The 18,280-nt window shown below is 52.0% G+C and carries 12 protein-coding genes; 8 read left to right on the top strand and 4 right to left on the bottom strand.

What is annotated here, in order from left to right:
• The first annotated feature begins 12 nt into the window (after positions 1-12).
• The 5 genes from Q0090_RS02805 (at position 13) to Q0090_RS02785 (ending at position 7,425) form a co-directional block, all read left to right on the top strand.
• On the top strand, positions 13-1,365 hold the full coding sequence (locus Q0090_RS02805) for a saccharopine dehydrogenase family protein (protein ID WP_297947242.1): 1,353 nt from the start codon (positions 13-15) through the stop codon (positions 1,363-1,365).
• A 70-nt stretch (positions 1,366-1,435) separates the two neighbouring features.
• A complete protein-coding gene (locus Q0090_RS02800; RefSeq protein ID WP_297947240.1) occupies positions 1,436-3,109 on the top strand; it encodes a diphosphate--fructose-6-phosphate 1-phosphotransferase in 1,674 nt (557 codons plus the stop codon).
• A gap of 112 nt (positions 3,110-3,221) precedes the next feature.
• Positions 3,222-3,626 (top strand): fluoride efflux transporter CrcB, encoded by a 405-nt coding sequence (gene crcB / locus Q0090_RS02795; protein WP_297947238.1) that lies wholly within the window; start codon positions 3,222-3,224, stop codon positions 3,624-3,626.
• A 60-nt stretch (positions 3,627-3,686) separates the two neighbouring features.
• On the top strand, positions 3,687-4,142 hold the full coding sequence (locus Q0090_RS02790) for a hypothetical protein (RefSeq protein ID WP_297947236.1): 456 nt from the start codon (positions 3,687-3,689) through the stop codon (positions 4,140-4,142).
• A 16-nt stretch (positions 4,143-4,158) separates the two neighbouring features.
• Positions 4,159-7,425 (top strand): hypothetical protein, encoded by a 3,267-nt coding sequence (locus tag Q0090_RS02785; protein ID WP_297947234.1) that lies wholly within the window; start codon positions 4,159-4,161, stop codon positions 7,423-7,425.
• A gap of 109 nt (positions 7,426-7,534) precedes the next feature.
• On the opposite strand, the gene Q0090_RS02780 is transcribed toward Q0090_RS02785, so the two are convergent.
• The 3 genes from Q0090_RS02780 to Q0090_RS02770 all read right to left on the bottom strand — a co-directional run bounded on the left by Q0090_RS02780 (position 7,535) and on the right by Q0090_RS02770 (position 11,559).
• The gene (locus Q0090_RS02780) at positions 7,535-8,461 is read right to left on the bottom strand and encodes a sirohydrochlorin cobaltochelatase (RefSeq protein ID WP_297947232.1); all 927 of its coding nucleotides are present in this window, start codon (positions 8,459-8,461) and stop codon (positions 7,535-7,537) included.
• A 140-nt stretch (positions 8,462-8,601) separates the two neighbouring features.
• Complete coding sequence (locus tag Q0090_RS02775) at positions 8,602-9,312, bottom strand: precorrin-2 C(20)-methyltransferase (RefSeq protein WP_297947230.1); 711 nt, start codon at positions 9,310-9,312, stop codon at positions 8,602-8,604.
• 15 nt (positions 9,313-9,327) lie between these two features.
• Entirely contained in the window at positions 9,328-11,559 is a 2,232-nt protein-coding gene (locus Q0090_RS02770) for a TonB-dependent receptor (protein ID WP_297947228.1), read from the bottom strand.
• 199 nt (positions 11,560-11,758) lie between these two features.
• Here Q0090_RS02770 and Q0090_RS02765 point away from each other — a divergent pair, with 199 nt between their 5' ends.
• A complete protein-coding gene (locus Q0090_RS02765) occupies positions 11,759-13,153 on the top strand; it encodes a YihY/virulence factor BrkB family protein (protein ID WP_297947226.1) in 1,395 nt (464 codons plus the stop codon).
• A 297-nt stretch (positions 13,154-13,450) separates the two neighbouring features.
• Here Q0090_RS02765 and Q0090_RS02760 read toward each other — a convergent pair whose 3' ends face one another.
• Entirely contained in the window at positions 13,451-16,231 is a 2,781-nt protein-coding gene (locus Q0090_RS02760) for a TonB-dependent receptor (protein WP_297947225.1), read from the bottom strand.
• A 301-nt stretch (positions 16,232-16,532) separates the two neighbouring features.
• On the opposite strand from Q0090_RS02760, the gene Q0090_RS02755 reads away from it, so the two are divergent.
• Both Q0090_RS02755 and Q0090_RS02750 read left to right on the top strand, forming a co-directional pair.
• Positions 16,533-17,036, top strand: coding sequence for a hypothetical protein (locus Q0090_RS02755; protein ID WP_297947223.1), 504 nt, complete (start codon positions 16,533-16,535; stop codon positions 17,034-17,036).
• A 151-nt stretch (positions 17,037-17,187) separates the two neighbouring features.
• Positions 17,188-18,216 (top strand): glycosyltransferase, encoded by a 1,029-nt coding sequence (locus tag Q0090_RS02750; protein WP_297947221.1) that lies wholly within the window; start codon positions 17,188-17,190, stop codon positions 18,214-18,216.
• Positions 18,217-18,280 lie beyond the last annotated feature (64 nt).

Here is an 18,280-nt window from a genome sequence, read left to right as displayed (position 1 = left end):
GCGGCACTTGACATGGGATTTCCTGTTCAAGTGCCGTTTGGGCTATGGAATATATCTCGGTATTGTGGGGTGTGTTATTCAGAGGATAGTTCTTTTTCTCTATCTTTGTGGAGCATAAAAATAACAGAGCATAGAAAGCAAACAACTATAACTATGGCAAGAGTCTTGATAATTGGTGCCGGAGGCGTTGGCACCGTCGTAGCTAAGAAAGTGGCTATGAACCACGAGGTCTTTACCGATATAATGCTGGCGAGCCGCACCAAGAGCAAGTGTGATAAAATTGCACAGGAGATCGAAGAGACCCTTGGAGGCGTGAAGATACAAACGGCTTCGGTAGATGCCGATAAGGTGCCCGAGCTGTGTACTCTATTCCGCAGCTTTAAGCCCGATCTTGTAATAAATGTAGCCCTTCCCTACCAAGACCTTACCATTATGGATGCCTGCTTGGAGTGCGGAGTAAACTACCTTGATACCGCCAATTACGAACCTCTAGACGAGGCAAAATATCAGTATAGCTGGCAGTGGGCCTATCGCGAACGCTTCGAAAAGGCCGGCCTTACCGCTATCCTTGGATGTGGTTTCGACCCCGGGGTGACGAGCGTCTTTACCGCCTATGCCGCCAAGCATCACTTCGATGAGATCCACTACCTCGATATTGTGGACTGCAACGGAGGGGATCACCACAAGGCATTTGCTACGAACTTTAATCCCGAGATCAACATTCGAGAGATTACCCAAAAGGGTAAGTACTATCTCAATGGTGAGTGGATAGAAACGGAGCCGCAAGAGATCCATCGTCCGCTCCATTACCCCGGTATCGGTGTGCGTGAGAGCTACCTGCTCTACCACGAAGAGCTGGAGAGTTTGGTGCTTAACTTCCCCACTATCAAGAGAGCACGCTTTTGGATGACCTTTGGCGAGGAGTATCTGACCCACTTGCGTGTAATCCAAAACATTGGTATGGGAAGCATCGAGCCGATCAATTACAATGGTATGGAGATCGTGCCCATCCAATTCCTCAAAGCCGTGCTACCAAACCCTCAAGACCTTGGGAGCAACTATACGGGCGAGACCTCAATCGGTTGCCGTATCCGTGGGGTGAAGGATGGTAAGGAGCACACTTATTATATATGGAACAACTGTAGTCACCAAGCCGCTTTCCGTGAGACCGGGATGCAGGGGGTGAGCTACACAACGGGCGTACCTGCCACGGTGGGAGCCTTGATGTTCGCACGAGGGCTTTGGAATAAGCCCGGGGTGCACAACGTAGAGGAGTTCGATCCCGATCCATTCCTCGAAGAGGTGGCCAAGCAGGGCTTGCCATGGCACGAACATCTCGATGTAGATATTGAGTTTGAAGCCTAATATGTAGTCAAAAAGTGGGGTGCCCGGCATGATGCTAAGAGGTGCCCCACGTTATTTTAATCTATCCCTTATGACCTATATTCGTTTAGATAAGTTACGTGCGATCTATAAGCCTCAACTCCCCGAGGTGCTAGAGCACCCTACTAAGCTTGATGTCTCTACCAATGCCGCGACTCCCGACGAGCGTATTGCCGCTCTCTTCCCGCACACGGCACAGCTCCCTGTGGTCTCTTTGGCCGCAGCCGACGTAGAGCCCGAGGCCAACAGCCCTCTCACGGTGGGGGTTTTGCTCTCAGGGGGGCAGGCTCCCGGGGGGCATAATGTAATAGCCGGCATATTTGATGCCCTCAAGATGCATCATCCGGCCTCCATCCTTTATGGCTTTATCATGGGGCCGGGAGGGCTACTCCGAGGCGAGGCTCGGGAGCTTACGGCAGACGTTATTAACCGCTATCGCAATACGGGCGGCTTCGATATGATCGGTTCTGACCGTACAAAACTTGAGACTAAGGAGCAGTTTGAGCAGGTCCTTCTCCATGCTCATCGCTTGGCTTTGGATGCTCTTGTGGTGATCGGTGGGGACGACTCCAATACCAATGCTGCCCTGCTTGCCGAGTACTGCCGTAGTGTAAACGACCCTCTCTCAGTGGTGGGCTGCCCCAAAACGATAGACGGCGACCTCAAAAATGGTTGGGTAGAGACGTCGTTTGGCTTCGATACTTGCGTTAAGGTTTATGCCGAATTGGTGGGTAACATCCAGCGCGATTGCTACTCCTCGAAGAAGTATTGGCACTTTGTCAAACTCATGGGACGCTCGGCTTCCCACCTGACCTTGGAGTGCGCTCTTATGACCCAGCCCACGGTAGCCATCATCAGTGAAGAGGTGGCGGCTCGAGGGCTCACCCTGGGCGACCTCGTGCGTCAGCTGGCGGATGTGGTAGTGGATCGTGCACAGCGTGGTATGGACTTTGGTGTGGTGCTTATACCCGAGGGCTTGATAGAATTCGTGCCCAAGGTACGTCGCCTTATTGCCTCGCTCAACCGAGTATTGGCAGAGAATGGGCATAAGCTCCATCTTGTAAAAGAGAGCCAGATTATCAACTACATTGCCAGCAAACTCTCAGAAGAAGACGAGGAGACCTTGCGCTCTCTCCCCGAGGAGGTAGCTCGCCAGCTCGCTCTGGAGCGTGACCCCCACGGAAATGTGCAAGTGTCGCGTATAGAGACGGAATCCCTCATCGTAACGCTCCTAGAGCAAGAGCTTGAGAAGCGTCGTGCTCAGGGCTCTTTCGAGGGCAATCTCTCGGCTTTGACCCATTTCTTTGGGTACGAAGGCCGCTGCTCTATGCCCTCCAATTTTGATACATCCTACTGTTATGCCCTTGGCCGCACCGCAGTGGCTCTCGCCAAAGAGGGTTGCTCCGGCTATATGGCTACGGTGGGTAACTTGGTTCATAGCCCAAAAGAGTGGATACCCAGAGGGATCCCCCTTACCGAGATGCTGGTCATAGAGGAGCGAAACGGCGTGGACAAACCGGTTATCGCTAAGGCCTTGGTAGATATCGAGGGGGCCCCCTTCCGCTTTTTCCGTGAGCATCGCAAGGAGTGGGCAGAGGGCATTGCCTTCCGTTATCCCGGCCCCATTCAGTTCTTTGGCCCCTCGGCAGTGTGTGATGCCACAACCATCACGCTACGCCTAGAGCACGCCCTAGAGCCGGAAGAAGAGATTGATACTATTTGGTAATTCTCGCCTCTATATGTAGGGGCGTATGGTGATAGGAGGCCTGCTGTTGTGCCGGTCTAATTCACTCCCTCAGCCCTTAAGTGTATAGTGCACGTCGGCTTGCTCAGTCCAAATGAAGGATATACTCTGTGTAGCCCTAGGGGGAATGCTGGGCTCTGTGGCACGCTATGTAATACAGCGATCTGCGCAGAGGTGGTTTTCGTGGCTCCCCCTATGGGGAGGGCGAGTGTCGATACCTTGGGGGACAATGTTGGTCAATGTGTTGGGCTGTTTCCTCATAGGCGTGGTGGTGGGGTGCCTTCATCGCTATGCTCCCGAGGGGTGGTCTCGCTGGGGTTTCTTGCTTTTAGCCACAGGCTTTTGTGGCGGATTTACCACTTTTTCTTCGTTTGCATTGGAGGGGATGCAGCTGATTCAACGGGGCAATATCCTTGAGGCGATTCTCTACTTAGGGGGGAGCTTGGTGTTGGGTTTTGCTGCATTATTTGTGGCTTTTCGCCTCTTTGTGCGTGCTTAGCCGCTTGTAAAAGTCTCTATTTTACTATATTTATCGCAAGTCAATCGTTATCTTTGCCCTATGATGTCAACTAAATTATTGGGCATCCTCTTGGGGATTGCTCTGCTCGTTTGGGTGATCTATCGATGGGGGCGGCGCCACGGCACGATCGACGAGCACAAAAAAGATATAGTCAAAGGCGTAGAATCTTGGGGGCAATCGGGCGAGAAGTGCTCTGTTTGCACCTGTGGCGAGGGCACCTGTAGCAAAGAAAAGGCTGCGCCGAAGATTGATTATTACGACGACGAAGAGCTAGACCGCTTTGCCTCTCGCTCGCATAGTGATTACACCCCCGAGGAGGTGGAAGAATTCCGTAGCGTACTCGTTACGCTCTTGCCTGAGGACGTGGCCGGCTGGATGCAGAGCCTTAGCCGTCGCTCCATAGCGCTCCCGCAGTCGCTCATGGGGGAGGCCGAGGAGCGTCTGAGGGCTGCTGCCGAAAAAAAAGGCCCCTCCTCCCAAAAACAAATTCGCTAAAACAGCTTTGTTGCGTATGCGCCGTGCTTCGTTCGTCTCCGTAGTTTGTTTCTGCTTAGCGCTCCTCTTGGGGAGCTGCTCGGTGCGGCGCAATAATGCCTCAACCCGCTTTTACCACAACCTTACCACCCGATACAATGTCTATTTTCATGGAAAAAATGCTTTTGATGAGACCTATAATAGTTTCGTAGCGAACTACTCCGAGAGTTACTCCCGGCAGATATTCCTCGACCCGATAGAGGCGCAGCGAGGTATGCTCAAGGAGCGAAAGGGAGGGGCTTTTGACCCGGCTTTGGCCAAAGGACAGACGGCGATCAAGCTCCACAGCATCCGCACCAAACCGGAACGCAAGGGGAGACCCTCCGCCCGTGAGGCTGAGTTTTACAAGCGTCGCGAGTACAATAGCTTCTTACATAATGCTTGGCTCCTTGTGGGGAAATCGCAGTTTTACAATGGCGACTTCCTCGATGCCATGGCTACCTTCTCGTATATGTCTCGTCTCTATGCCACGGAGCCGGCTATCCGTGATGAGGCTCGTCTCTGGCAGGCTCGCAGCTATACGGCTATGGGCTGGCTGCATGAGGCCGAGGAGATGATTAGGACACTACAGACCGATGCGGCATACCTGAGAAAAAGTCAAGTCTACGACAAAACGCTGGCGGAGGTTGCGCTCTCCAAGGGGCGAATAGACGAAGCTATCGAGCCCCTTAGGCGGGCCATTGCCAAGGAAGAGAGCCGAACAGAGAAGTTGCGCATGCGCTATCTCTTGGGGCAGTTGCTTGTGCAATCGGGGCGCCCCGGTGAGGCAAAAAAGGTTTTCCGCACCCTCTTGAGCAAGGCTCCACCCTTTGCATTGGAGTTTGCCACGCAGCTCCGCCTAGTAGAGATAGAGGCGGAGAGGAATGTGCGTAGGGCTATCACGACAACGGAAAAGATGGCGCGTCGTGGGCGCAACAAGGAGGTACTGGATCGCCTTTACCTCACGCAGGGGGATTTATATCTAAGGCAATTGGATTCTCTCTCGGCGCTGAAGTCTTATAACCTAGGGGTGGAGAAGAGTACGGAGCATGGGGGAGACTTTGCCCTGTGTGCCGTGGCTGCCGGGCAGATATACTTGGCAAAACGAGATTGGGATAGGGCGCAGAGAAGTTTTGCTACCGGGGTGGCTGCTCTCCCTAAGTCGCACCCAAAGAGCGAAGAATATACTACACTCTCTAAGCAACTTGATGCCTTGGCGCTGCATGTGCGTGCCGTGGCTGAGCAGGATAGTCTGCGCCATCTTGCCTCCCTCCCTGAGGTGGAGAAATTCCGCATTATAGATAGTGCTATTGCCGCTTATGAGAAGGCGCAACGAGAGCGAGAGCGTGATGAGCGGATGGCTGCTCGGCAAGAAGAACAAGATGCTCTCAACGAGCAACTCGGTAGTAACACCCCATCAGGGGTATCTAAAACTCCGGATCAGGGGATGCCTACTTCGGGTGAGTTTTATTTCTATAATCCCCAGCTCATTGCTCGAGGGAAGGCGCAATTCAAACAAAAGTGGGGCAATCGCACGTTGGAAGATAATTGGCGCCGCCGTCAGAAGAGTGTGATGCCCTCGGCCTCTTCCTCTGCATTTGAGTCGCAGTCCACCCCGGAGCAAGCCGATTCGCTAGCTTCGGATACTACCGCCTCTCCCTCGGGTTCTCCTCAGGACTTACCGCCCAGCCAAGACCCAACCAAGCGAGAGTATTATTTGGCTCAGCTACCTACTACACCCGAAGAGCTTGCCGCCAGCGATGTTATCATCCAAAATGGACTTCTGGGGATGGCACAAGTATTCCAAGAAGAGATGGAGCTTTTTGACGAGGCTACCTATGCTCTGGAGGAGTTGCTCCGCCGCTATCCCAATTATGAGGAGCGTTTGGGCGTTTACTATCAGCTCTATATGCTACTAGAGCGCCGTGGACTGAAGAGTGAGGCGCAGGTCTGGAGACGAAAGATTTTGGCCGAGTTTGCCGATCAACCGCTGGCTCAGGCAATAGCTTCTCCCCAGTACCTTGAGCAGCTTCGCACGGCTCAAGAGCAAGAAGAGCGGCTCTACAACGAGGCCTTTGCTGCCTATTTGAGTGGTAATCCTACGGCGGTGAGAGCTTTGGCTACGGAGCTACATGCACAATATCCGCTCTCTACCTTGAAGCCTAAGATGGACTTCCTCAAAGCCCTCTCTTACGTATTGGAGGGAGAGGAAATTGCCTTTAAGCAGGCTCTGGAGCAACTCTTGAGAGAGTACCAACGCGACGAGGTCTTGGAACTCGCTCAGCAGATGTTGCGAGAGCTGACAGGCGGCAGAAGCATTAGCAAGGGAGGCTACTCCGGACTCAATTACGAGTTGTCTTTTGGTGGGGATACCGAGGCGGCCGACTCTCTCTACACCTATCGTTTGCCACTTCTGCGCTCTCCGCATAGTGTGGTATTGCTTTGTGCCGAGGCAAATGTGGAGTCTCATTCGCTCCTTTTTGCACTTACTTCGTTCAATTTTTCACGCTATACCGATCTTCCTTTAGAGGTCTCTTTGGAGCGACTTTCGCCCATCCAAAGAGTGACTATTAGCGGTTTCTCCTCCGAGCGTGAGGCTTGGAACTATGTACGCGATGCCTATAGTCCCGAGGGGTATATGCCTGCCTTGCCGAGTGATGCCCTCCTCTTTGCCATGGATCAGACGAGCTACAAAGCCCTGCTCTCCGGAGCCTCTCTGGGGAATTACTTCGACTTCCTGGCCGATAGCATAGCCCCGCGTCAGGCAGCAGTTGCCTTGGCACTGAGTCGCTACGAAGAGATTGCAAAGGCTCGAGAAGAGGCTGCCGTAGCTCGCACTAAAGAGGTAGAAACACCCAAAGTGACAGCCCCCGTAGAGACGGAGAAAGCACCCGAGCCCAAGCCCGAACCGAGAGAAGAGGAAATGCCTATTTACCAAGTAAATGAGACGGCACCTATCTCCTACGAAGACGTGGAGAAGGCAGCACGTGAGCGCAAGCAGCGTGAGCGCGAAGAGGCAAAGGCCAAAAAGAAGAAAGAAGAAGAGGTCAAACGGCAGCGAGAAGAGGAGCGGCGTGCCAAGGCGGCCGAGCGTAAGCAACGGGCCGAAGAGCTCAAGAAAAAGCGTGAAGAGGAGCGACGCACCAAAGAGGCTGAGCGCAAACAGCGAGTCGAAGAGCTCAGAAAAAAACGAGAGGCAGAGCAACAAGCCAAGGCCAACGAGCGTAAACGGCAAACCACTGAGCGCACGAGTGTAGAGCGCTAAAAGGGCTGAAGCTCTTTAAACCCACCCTATCGGAATATAAAAAAGGCTTCTACTTTCCCGTAAAGTAGAGGCCTTTTTGCTGGTGAAGAGAGCGGGAGGAGCGGAGCCGTTATCGCTTGCGAGAGACCTGCTTCTCTAGTTGTCGCTCTAGCAATTGTACGACCTCGGGCATCTCAATAAGTCCTATAAGTCGGCAATCTCCTTTGCTGCATTGGTACCCTGCTTTTATGAGTTCTGCACGCCAGCTCTCCGCCTCGGGCGTATCTTCGTCGCCCCCTTGCATATCGTTGTGGGCGTGATCTCCGGCAATGGTCATGAGCGGGATGCAGATTACTCTGCCCCCTTTTATCCCCTTTTTCTGCATCCGTGCGATGGTGTCTTCTAGTAGATTGCCCTCGGTATCGACGGTAGCAACAAAGCAGCGGGGAGCCCGCTTTTGCAGTTCTTCCTCGAATAGAAGATGGATCTCTTCTCGCCCTCCAAGGTTGTATTTCTTGGGAGTACCATGCCCCATAAAGAGTAGCGTAGCCCCAGACTTTAGTTCACTTTCGTAGCTCTTGCAGAGTATCTTGGCTACCTTGGGAGCGTGGTCGAGTAGGGGTCCTTGTAGCGAAACCTCGATAGAGGGATGCGCTTGGGTAAAGCTATTAACCTCTTGTGCGAGATCGAGAAACTCTTTGCCTTGGGCTACATGTAGAGACTGCACTACTATAGAGGTGTAGCCCGCTTGTGCCAGAGCCGCGAGCCAAGTGTGTGGGGAATAGAAGTCGCCCAGCCCCTTTTGCCGGCAGCGTTGGATGCACATCCCCGAGGTAAAGGCGAGGTAGACATCTTGCGGAGCACTTTTTCCCGTGGAGGCAGAGTTAAAAGTGCGAGTTAACTCTCTTTGTAGGGCATTGTAGGCATTGTGTGCCTCTTGCCACGTGCTACCAAAAGCCACGAGGAGGATGGCATTCTTCCCCCGCTGTAGGGAGGAGATCTTTTGTGCGAGGTTGCTTTGTATTTCCTTTTCTTGGGGCGGAATGGAAACTTGCATGCTTGGGCTTTTTTGCTCCTCACCTTGAGGGGCTATTGTTGCAACTGAAATTGGAGTCTTTCCTTGGCTGATTCTTTTTGAAGCACAAGACTGTAACAAAAAGATTCCTGCCCAGAGGAATAGGTAAAGGCTGATACGTTTCATCGGTTTGTAAGGGATGGATGCGATTTGCAGATAAGGAGGGAGAAATAGGTAAAGGGGTGCGCCTGTATCGCCTCTAGGTCACGGAGGTAGAGGGCGTTGGGGCGTTCGATAAACTCACAATAGTAGTATTGGAGGTGGGGCGCAAAGTAGGGCATAAGGGCTTTTAGCTCGGCCTCGCATTGCGATAGCTTCATAACGACAAGGGTGCCGCCCCCATCGGCTACACTCTGTAGTAGCTCCCGAGAGACTTTGCCGGGGGAGACAACCAGCATTTCGTTACCCTCTACGAGAGAAATGTTGAGGGCAGAAGCTGCTGCAATAAAAGAGGGGATGCCTGCATGATGGCGTATAGAGATGCCTCTCTCCTCCAGTTGGGTGGCAATATAGTGGGTGGAGGAATAAATGCTCACATCGCCCTCTGCCACAATGGCAATAGAGTGCTCTTGCCGGGCTAGCTCGGCTACCTCTCTAGCCACTTGGGCGTATGCCTCAAGGGCTGCCTGCCTATTGTGGCTCATGGGTAGGGTATATCCTCTTAGCTTTTCGCCGGGGAGCCCGAGTTGTACGAGTAGCTCTCGGGCTTGACTTTTGCCTCCCAACTCGGGGTAATATATGTGCTGCACCGCTTGTAATGCCGCAAGCGCACGTGCCGTTACAAGGTGAGAGCCCCCGGGTCCTAAGGCTACAAAATCTACTACAGAAGGCATGTTCTCTCTCCCTAATTAGTGACGATAGTGGAGCGTTAGGCTCACGTAGGGAGAGCGCCCCGGCTGTACGGTGGCGTAGGGTTTGGCGGTGTTCCAGGGGTGAGCATCGCGCCAGTCTAAGATGTTTTCTACTCCGGCGCCCAAGGTTATCTTGTAGTCTCCCAAAGTAAAGTCGTGGGTTGTTACAAAATCGAGTAGGTAGAAAGCGGGCGAGTAGTAGTCGTAGGTGACTGAGTAGCGTTCGCCTTGTCCATAGGCCAAGACGCCAAGTTTGAGATCGTACAGCCCCCAAGTGTGCCCCCAATTGAGGCGAGCATTCCCGAGTATGCCCACACTCTTATCGAGTTGGATAGGATCGGGATGAGGATTCTTTTTCGTGGCCATGGGAGTAATGTTTTTGCCATCGAGTAGGGAGAGAGAGCCGGCAAAGTCGAAGCCTGCACCCAGGTAGGCGTGGGCAGATAGGTTGAGCCCGAATACTCTGGCACGGTCGATATTGTCGCGCATTTGCACCTCGTCATACTCCTTGAGGTAGGGAGCGGCCTCCTCTTTTGAGAGGGTGCGGTAGTTGATCATATTCGATATATGATTGAAAAATGCCGTTGCCGAGAGTGAAAAACGACGGTGTAGATACTCTAGATTTACCGAGAGGTTGTGGCTCTCTTCGGGCTTGAGGTTTATATTTCCCAGGCTTAGTCGATTGGTGGTTAGGGCCACTTCCGAAGCATAGATCTGTTGGAGCGTAGGAGCCTTGAAGCCTGTAGAGTAGGAGACCCGCCCCCGTAATCCGCCGCTTACACCCATGATAGAGATCGAGGGGGATAGGTGGCTGTGGAATGTTTCGTTGAAGGAATAGCGCAGCCCTGCCACTAGCTCCAGCCCGGGTGCGATGGTCCATTCGTCTTGAGCGAAAGCCGAGGCCGTGTAGGTGCTTTTGTGGTCGTAGGTGTCGGTGGCACTGCTGAGTGCGTCATTAAGGTACTCCAGGCCGGTGCTGAGTTTATTGTTGCGACTCAGCTTGAATACCCCGGATAGATCCCCCTTGTAGTACCGGGTCCTTTTGCGTTCTAGGCGTTCGCCCTGCTTGTTTTTCTTGGTGTCTTTGAGGTAGATATAGCTAGAGCTGTAGTTGTCTGCCGCAAAGTTGGCCGCAACGAAAACACGTGGTGAGACGATGTATTGCATGCCGGCTCCGTAGGCATAGGCACGGTGGTCTACGTTGTAATCATAGCCTTCGATAGGGCGCCTGCTCATGTTGTCATAGAAACTTCCCTCAGCCTTAAAGGTGAGGTTGGTAAGGGGGGAATAGGAGAAGCGTTGCTGAACGAGGTGATTCCCATAGCCCAGAGAGGCCTGTTTCGTTGTAGATTCTTCTTTTACCTGTTTGGTCTTCTTGTCCACAACCTCTGCCATGGGAGATAGCTGCCAGTTGCCGGCTTGGCGGTAGAGGTAGGAGGTGGCGGAGGTAATTTTTCCGAGGTTGAGATCGAGGGTCACAGCCTCACTGAGGCGCTCGTGGTTGCTTACTCGAGTGGTGGAGGATACCTCTATTCCGTTTTTATCGTCGTCGGTAATGATGTTTACCACACCACCCACTGCGTCGCTCCCATAGAGGAGCGAAGCGGAGCTGTTGAGTATCTCTATGCGCTTTACATTGGCCATATTGATGCGCTGTATAGCATCGTCGGAGAGCATTCGTTGCCCATTGAGGAGGAAAAGGATGTAGCTGCTTTTGAGTCCGTTAAGCGAGACCTCGGTACCCATGGCGTTGCTGGAGAAGGAGAAGGAAGAGGAGAGTTTGGAGAGCGCCTCTTCGAGGGTGGAGATATGGGCTGAGGAGAGATCTTGTGCGGTAATCACCTGTACGGGGATGGGAGTCTCTGCCATCCGCCTGTGTGTACCGGTGCTTGTGACCACCACTTGCGCCAATTGCCGGTTCTCTTCTGCCATGCTGATCTGCACGTTTGAGGTAGTTTGGACAAAAGTGGCGTGCTCGGAGCGGTAGCCAATGGCGGAGAAGCGAAGTGTTTGCTCGCCATTGGGCAGGTTTTTGAGGATGAATTCGCCTCTCGAATTGCTGGTGGCTCCCTTCAGGCTGTGGTCTACACGGATGGTAACACCGGGGAGGGGCTGCCCCGTCTCTTTGTCGGTAATCTTACCGCTGATGGTGATTTGCGCTTGTAGTTGTAGCGCAGAGACGAGGAGGAAAAGTGAGAAGAATATTCTCTTTAATAGGGTTGAGTTCATAATGTGTATAACATCTTTGTTGAAGGATATGCGCCCCTCACTCTCTGCATCCTATTGGGGCAGAGGTGGAGCGTAAAGAAGCGAGGGCACACTCAGCCCATTCGCTTGTTGTTCGATTTGCCTTTTGCGGAGCAAAGGTAGCATTTTGCTGCGCTATTATTACTATCTTTGGTCGGTCTAAAGACGAAAAGTATTCTGTATGGCAAAGAAAAATAGGATGAAAAGATGGATGCGCATTGGTCGTGTACTACTCGTTGACTTCATGGATTTTGTGTCAAGAGACATGTGGCACATTGAGTCCTCTGAGGTGCGGGGCTTCCGTCGTATCTACATCAATTCGCTCAAGTCTCTATACATGGCAATAAAGGGTTTTGTGCAGGGCGATCTCACGAGTAAGGCCTCTGCGCTCACCTATAGCACGGTACTTGCCGTGGTGCCTATGCTTGCCGTCTTGGTGGGGATTGCCAAGGGCTTTGGGGTACAAGATGCGATTTCCGATTTCCTTATAGAGACCCTGCCCACCCACACTACGGAGATTCAGACTTCGTTGGGCTTTGTGGAGAACTATCTTTCGCAAGTAAAGGGCGGCCTCTTCTTGGGGATTGGTCTTGTCTTTTTGCTCTATACGGTTTTCAACCTTCTCTCCACCATTGAGAGCGCTTTTAACCGCATCTGGGAGACCCCCAAGGGGCGAACCTTCAAAGACAAGGTGACGAGCTACTTTACCATGATCTTCCTTTTGCCCGTCCTAATCGTGCTATCTTCGGGTATTACCATCGCCATGACTACCATCAGGAATACCTTTATGAAGGATTTCTTCCTCCTCGGTAGCATGACTACGTTCCTCATCAATCTGGTGCCTTTTGTGCTCACCGTCTTCTCGTTTGTGGCCATATTTATGGCGCTACCCAACGTGAAGGTGCGCTTCGTTCCGGCCCTTATCTCCGGTACGTTGGCGGGGGTTGCCTTCCAGATTTTCCAGATGCTTTACATCGGAGGGATGCTGTGGATCTCGAGGTACAACGCTATCTACGGAGGATTTGCCGCCTTCCCGCTATTGCTCCTCTGGATGCAACTGACCTGGATTATCACCCTCTTTTGTGCCAAGCTCTGCTATGCGATACAGAATGTGAATAAGTTCACCTACGAAAAGGAGGTAACCAAGGTGTCTCGCCGTTATATGGACTTCCTTACCGTGCTTATCATGGCGCATATCGTACAACGCTTTGTAGATCCCAAAAAGCAAGAGCCCTATACCGTAGAGCAATTAGCGGACCAATGCCGCATCCCCGTGAAGCTTACCACTATGATTGTACGGCAACTCTTGGCGCTCAACCTTATTGTGGAGGTGAAGTACACCAAGCAATCGCGCACGGGCAACTACTATCCCGCGGTAGACCCCGAGACGCTCACCGTGGGCTCTCTTATTGCACGACTTGATAGCGTGGGAAGCGAAAACTTCAAGGTGGATCGCCGGAAGTATGCCCGAGAATGGGAGCTAACTCTCGCCTCGAGAGCCGCCCTGCAAGAGGAGTCTACCCACGTCTTGCTCAAGCATTTGCCCTTAGGGCATGAGACGCTCCGCCCCGCATAAAAGATTCTTGCCCACAAACGCAAAAGAAATAGCCCGGTTTCTGTGAAGAAATCGGGCTGTTTTTCTAGAAGAACTCACTGACTTCTGACAAGAAACCAGGCAGCTCCGGCATCGGGGGGCGTTGCTTTCGTTTTGGCGGCCGGCCTGTTCCTTGATCGAACTCGCCTTCGTCTCTCTTATTTCCCCACCCGGAGTGGAGGGTTTCCACACTTGGAAATTCTCTTTTCCAAGTCTGGAAAATTAGTTTTCCACCTTTGGAAAGTTGCCTTTCCTCACTTGGAAAGTAGTAAGAGGTGATTAGCGTGGAGGAGGACCGCCGAAGTGACGCTCCCCGAAGTCGCTGCGAGAGCTTCCCTTACCAAAGCTGCTGAAGCGGTAGATGAAGTGTACCATAAAGTACCTACCCAGTACGTTGGTGCGGCTATCGGTCACGTTGAGGGCTGTCACCTCACGAGAGATTCCGGTCTCGCTATTCAGCAGGTCGTAGCCCTTGAGGCGAATGGTTGCCGCCTTGTTTTTGAGGAAGCTGTAGGAGAGGGCTGTATTCCATAGCCACGAGTTCTTTTGGTAGTTCGTGCCGTAGCCTTGGTTGGTTTGGTAGAGAATGTCGCTCTCGAGCTTTAGCCCAAAAGGCAGGTCGTAGGAGCCTTCAAGCCCGGACTCGTAGTCCCACGCCGTGCGTTGCGCTTGGCTGCTGAGTGAGTTAAGGGCCGTATTGAAGGAGAGGCCGCCTCGCAAGCGAAGGTAGAGATTGCCCTTGGCAAAGGAGAGAGAAAGTGAGGGGCTTACGCTCCAGTTGTCACTCTTATTGAGTTGCTCTGTGTTTGTGGCGGCATCGACAACGTACCCATTTTGATGGTTGAACATCCCACGAAGCCCGGCATTGAGCGTCAGCAAGGGAGAGAAAAAGGGCATGGAGCTCATTCCAAACAATCGAATGGAGGAGTTGCCATCCACATTGCGGTAACTGATGCGCTGCTGCCCGGTGGCGTTGTCGTAACGAACCACAGAGGCTATGCCGTTGAGCTCATAATTGGCTTCCATAAAGAGGTTGATGGCTATGCGGCTGGTGGGGTTGAAGCTGCGGAAGAAGGAGTGTATCTGGTGCCTGAATGAGGGCTTGAGGCTGCTATTCCCCTCGGTGATGCGAAGTAGGTCGGTGGGGTCTACCGTGGGGATCATATAGGAAACACTCGGCATCTCTGTGCTGCCTCTATAGTCGAGTCGCCACATTGTTTGCTTGCCGGGCTGGAGGTTAATGCGGAGGTTGGGCACGAAAAAGAGTTGCTGATTGACCCAAGACCGGGAGAGGTATTGGGTCGTCATCTTGCCGGGCTCGAGCCCCAGACCTGCCGTTATGTCAAAGCCTTTGGTGCGGAATTGCAGGTTGAGAGAACCTCTATAAGCATCAAGTTTGCCGGTAAACTTAGAGGAGTACAGAGCGTCGAGTAGGGTGTATTTGCCCGATGCGTCGGGGGTGAACACTTGGCGATCTCCCTCACGTGTATTGTGCTTCCACTCGCCTAGCACTTGCAAAAAGAGGCGAGAGGTAAGAGGCTCTACGTAGGATAGGCGTAGCGTGGTGGAGAGGGTGTGGCTGTCGTCTTGTTGTAGTAGGTCTCTATTTTGATTGATGCCGCTGCCCGCCCCGAGCCCGGAGAAGGAGGCGAGGTAGTTGCCTTCGCTCTGATTGCCGTTGTATCTCGTGCGAATGCCTAGGCTCAAGACACGCCCTTTGCTGCTTAGGCGACGGCTTATGTCGAGGTCTCCCCCCAGAGAAAGGAAGTTGCTTGAGGCGTTGTATTGTGTCTGTGCCGTGCTGATGGGGTTCGTTTGATCCTCCCACGCAGAGGTTGTGTTGTACCCCAAGTCGTAGTTCTTATTCCACCAGACGGAGGGACGGAAGACGAGCTCGGTGAGAGAGTCTATCTTATAGGTAAGGCGGAGTTGAGAGCCAACGCCGTGTGTAAAGGAGCGGAGGTCTTGCGTCTCTTGAGAGAAGAGACTTGCCGCATTGGTGCGGAATTGTTCCGTAAGTTTTTCGCTCGTGGCAACGCGGTCTGTGTAACCATAGCGGCCGTTGCCTTCTAGGTCGAGGTTGGAGAGCAAACTCCAGGCAATATCGCCGGCTACAGAAGAGGAGTTGGCGATCCCCTGTTGAGGTCTGCCTCGGCCTCGGAATCCGCCCCCGCTATCGGTGTCGAGTTCTCCGGAACCGCGGTCGTTGGTGTTGTTGCTCCCGGCAATGAATGTGAGGCGGTTTTTCCCTGTGAAGTTGTTGATAGTGGCATTGGCTTCGTATCGGTTGTTGGTGCCATATCCGGCGAAGAGATTGCCAAATAATCCCGTTTTGTGGGAAGCTTTGAAGGTGAGGTTGAGTACCGTCTCTTCGTCTCCATCATCAAAGCCTGTCATGCGAGATTGCTCACTAGAGCGGTCGAGTAGCTCGAGTTTGTCCACTACTTCGGCAGGGAGATTCTTGGTGGCTACTTTGGTGTCTCCGGAGAAAAACTCCTTGCCCTCTACGAGTATCTTGTCTACACTCTTTCCGTTGATGGTAATGCTACCCGAGGAGCTGACCTCAGCACCGGGAATGCGCTTGATGAGGTCTTCGAGCATGGCGCCTTGCCCCACGTGGTAGGCATCCGCATTGAAAACCACCGTGTCACCCTTTACGGTCATATCCGCAGCACGAGCCTCCACGGTCACGGTGTTGAGGAGCCGGCTGTCCTCCTCGAGAACAATGCGGAGCGTGCCCGAGTGGGGAATCTTGATTATGGTTGTGTATTCTTTGTAGCCTACGAAGGATACACGCAGTGCGTAACTCCCTGGGGAGAGATTGCGGAGGCGGAAATTCCCTTCGGCATCGGTGGTACTACCGGTTACCTGCTTGCCTTGTTGGGTAAATAGCATGGCATTCCCCCCTACAATCGTCTCTTGCCGGGTGTCGAGCACCGTGCCCGAGAGGGTGTACGTCTGGGCTTGAGCAGTTAGGGAAAGGCCGAAGAATAGGGTGGCGACTAGTGCAACGAAGAAACGTTGCAGGTGGTTCGTGCTGGTTCTGGGGCTGTCTGTCATCTTTTTCTTCTCTTTCGTTACGAGGCATTTGCGTTCAAAGCCTCTACAGAACTAGAGATGAAAAACGATTCTCGAGGTTTAATCTTGATTTATTTTAGAGCAGAAAGGAGTATCTTCTTGATTTGTCGTGAATAGAGGCTTGTTGTGTATTTTTTTTCTGCTGTTTATTCAAAATGTTTTTTATCTTTGTAGGGGAATGCGTTTTTGATGCTAGTCATGAATTCGTGGTTCTAATAGTAAGTATAATTACCAGTATGGGGTTGAAATGTCCCATATTTTCCCTCTAAAATAGAATATTGATATGAAGAAGTTATTGTATTCCGGGATTGTTGCCCTCGGCTGTTTCCTTTTGTTTTCTGCTTGCAGTAGACAAGAGAATGTTGTTGGTCCGATGCCTATTTGGTTTAAGATTCTCAATCTTACTCCCGAAAACTTTCCGACAGAGGATATTCGCCTTCAGATCGAGAATGTAAACTCTCGGGGCTATCATGAGTTTAGTCAGTACGCAAAGGGAAATGTCATTTCTGTAGAAATGGGAAGCGAAGGTTCTCGAGATCCCATGTTCGCTATACCCGAGGGGAAGGTTCGTCCATGGTTGGGGTATGTGAGTAAATTTTCTGTAGATGTAAAATTCTTTGACAAAGAGGGCACCTTGCGCGGTTCCATACGTTTAGCGGCAGAGACTACAAAGAAAAACTACAATCGCATTGTTGCCGTATTGGAGTGCTCAGGGGTAGAGCTTGGGCCGTACTCCGGGAATGAGAAATATGTCTATGCCCTGAAGTTTCCTCCCATGAAGAAATAAACAGTTCTACATAAAAGTATTATCCAAGCAGCCTACGAGGAGTCTCCCTCTTCATAGGCTGCATTTTATTTGAATGAGCCTCTTGAGGCTTGGCTTACATGGGGGTAAAGTGTACCTTTGTGCCCAAGAATAGATTGTGTAGAGTACCCCTATGGCTGTTATATCCTTGATTATCCCGGTGTATAATGTGGAGCGTTATTTAGCGCGCTGCCTCGATAGTGTACTCAATCAGACCTATACTGATTGGGAAGCTATCTGCGTGAATGATGGAAGTCCCGATGGCAGCAGGGCTATCCTTGCCGCGTATCAAGCAAAGGATGCTCGCATTAAGATTGTGGATAAAGAGAATGGAGGGCTCTCCGATGCACGTAATAAGGGCCTAGAGCAAGCCCGGGGTGAGTATGTGGTATTCCTCGATTCGGATGACTTCATTCACCCTCAGACCTTAGAGTTGAGCTTGGCTCTTGCCAAAGCCAACGGGAGCAATATCGTTACGTGGTACAAAGATCCCTACTACCGACTCACTACCATTCTGAGGAGAAAGTTGGGCTTTGATGTGGATAAAAAGCTGCCCAAGAGCTATTACAAACGCTACCAACTAGAGAATGTAAATCAGCTCACAACGTCAGACGTTTTTGCCCATTTTACGGAGCAATCGCACTCTAATATCAAGATGCCTCTCAAGCACTTCTATGTGTGGCGCCTCCTAATCCGTAGAGAGCTGCTAGCCAACTTCCGTTTTATCAAGGGGATCACTTTTGAGGATTTCCCTTGGACAAGCGAACTCATGCTCCGCAACAAAGGGCGCGTCACCATCACCTCCCTACCTTTTTATTACTACTATCCCAACGAGGGCTCGATAGACCTCTCCACCAAGCGAGCACGCAAGATAAACGATTGGATAACCGGTCTAGAGCATGCCTACAAACTCTACGAGGCCGAAGCCGAGGAGAGTCAGCGCATCCGATGGCAACGGCAATGTATGTGGGTGGTTATCCGGGGGAGAATAGAGCGGCATTTGAAAGAGATACGAGAGGAAGATTTGTGTCGTTCTCTTGCCCGGCGTCTGCAGTCCGTTGTAGAATTGGGCTGTCTAGATCATCCTTTCGATGCTCGCTCCAAGGCCTGTAAAGAGCGTATTCTTTCCTTTATAGAGCAGCATCTCCCACCCTCGCAATAGTAAGGTAGTCTGCTGGATTATTGGGCTATAATGCCTAATTTCGTGCTAGAAAAATAAGTCGATA

This window comes from uncultured Porphyromonas sp., assembly GCF_938023125.1.
GTDB lineage: Bacteria > Bacteroidota > Bacteroidia > Bacteroidales > Porphyromonadaceae > Porphyromonas.
This window is presented reverse-complemented; position numbering and strand designations above follow the sequence as displayed.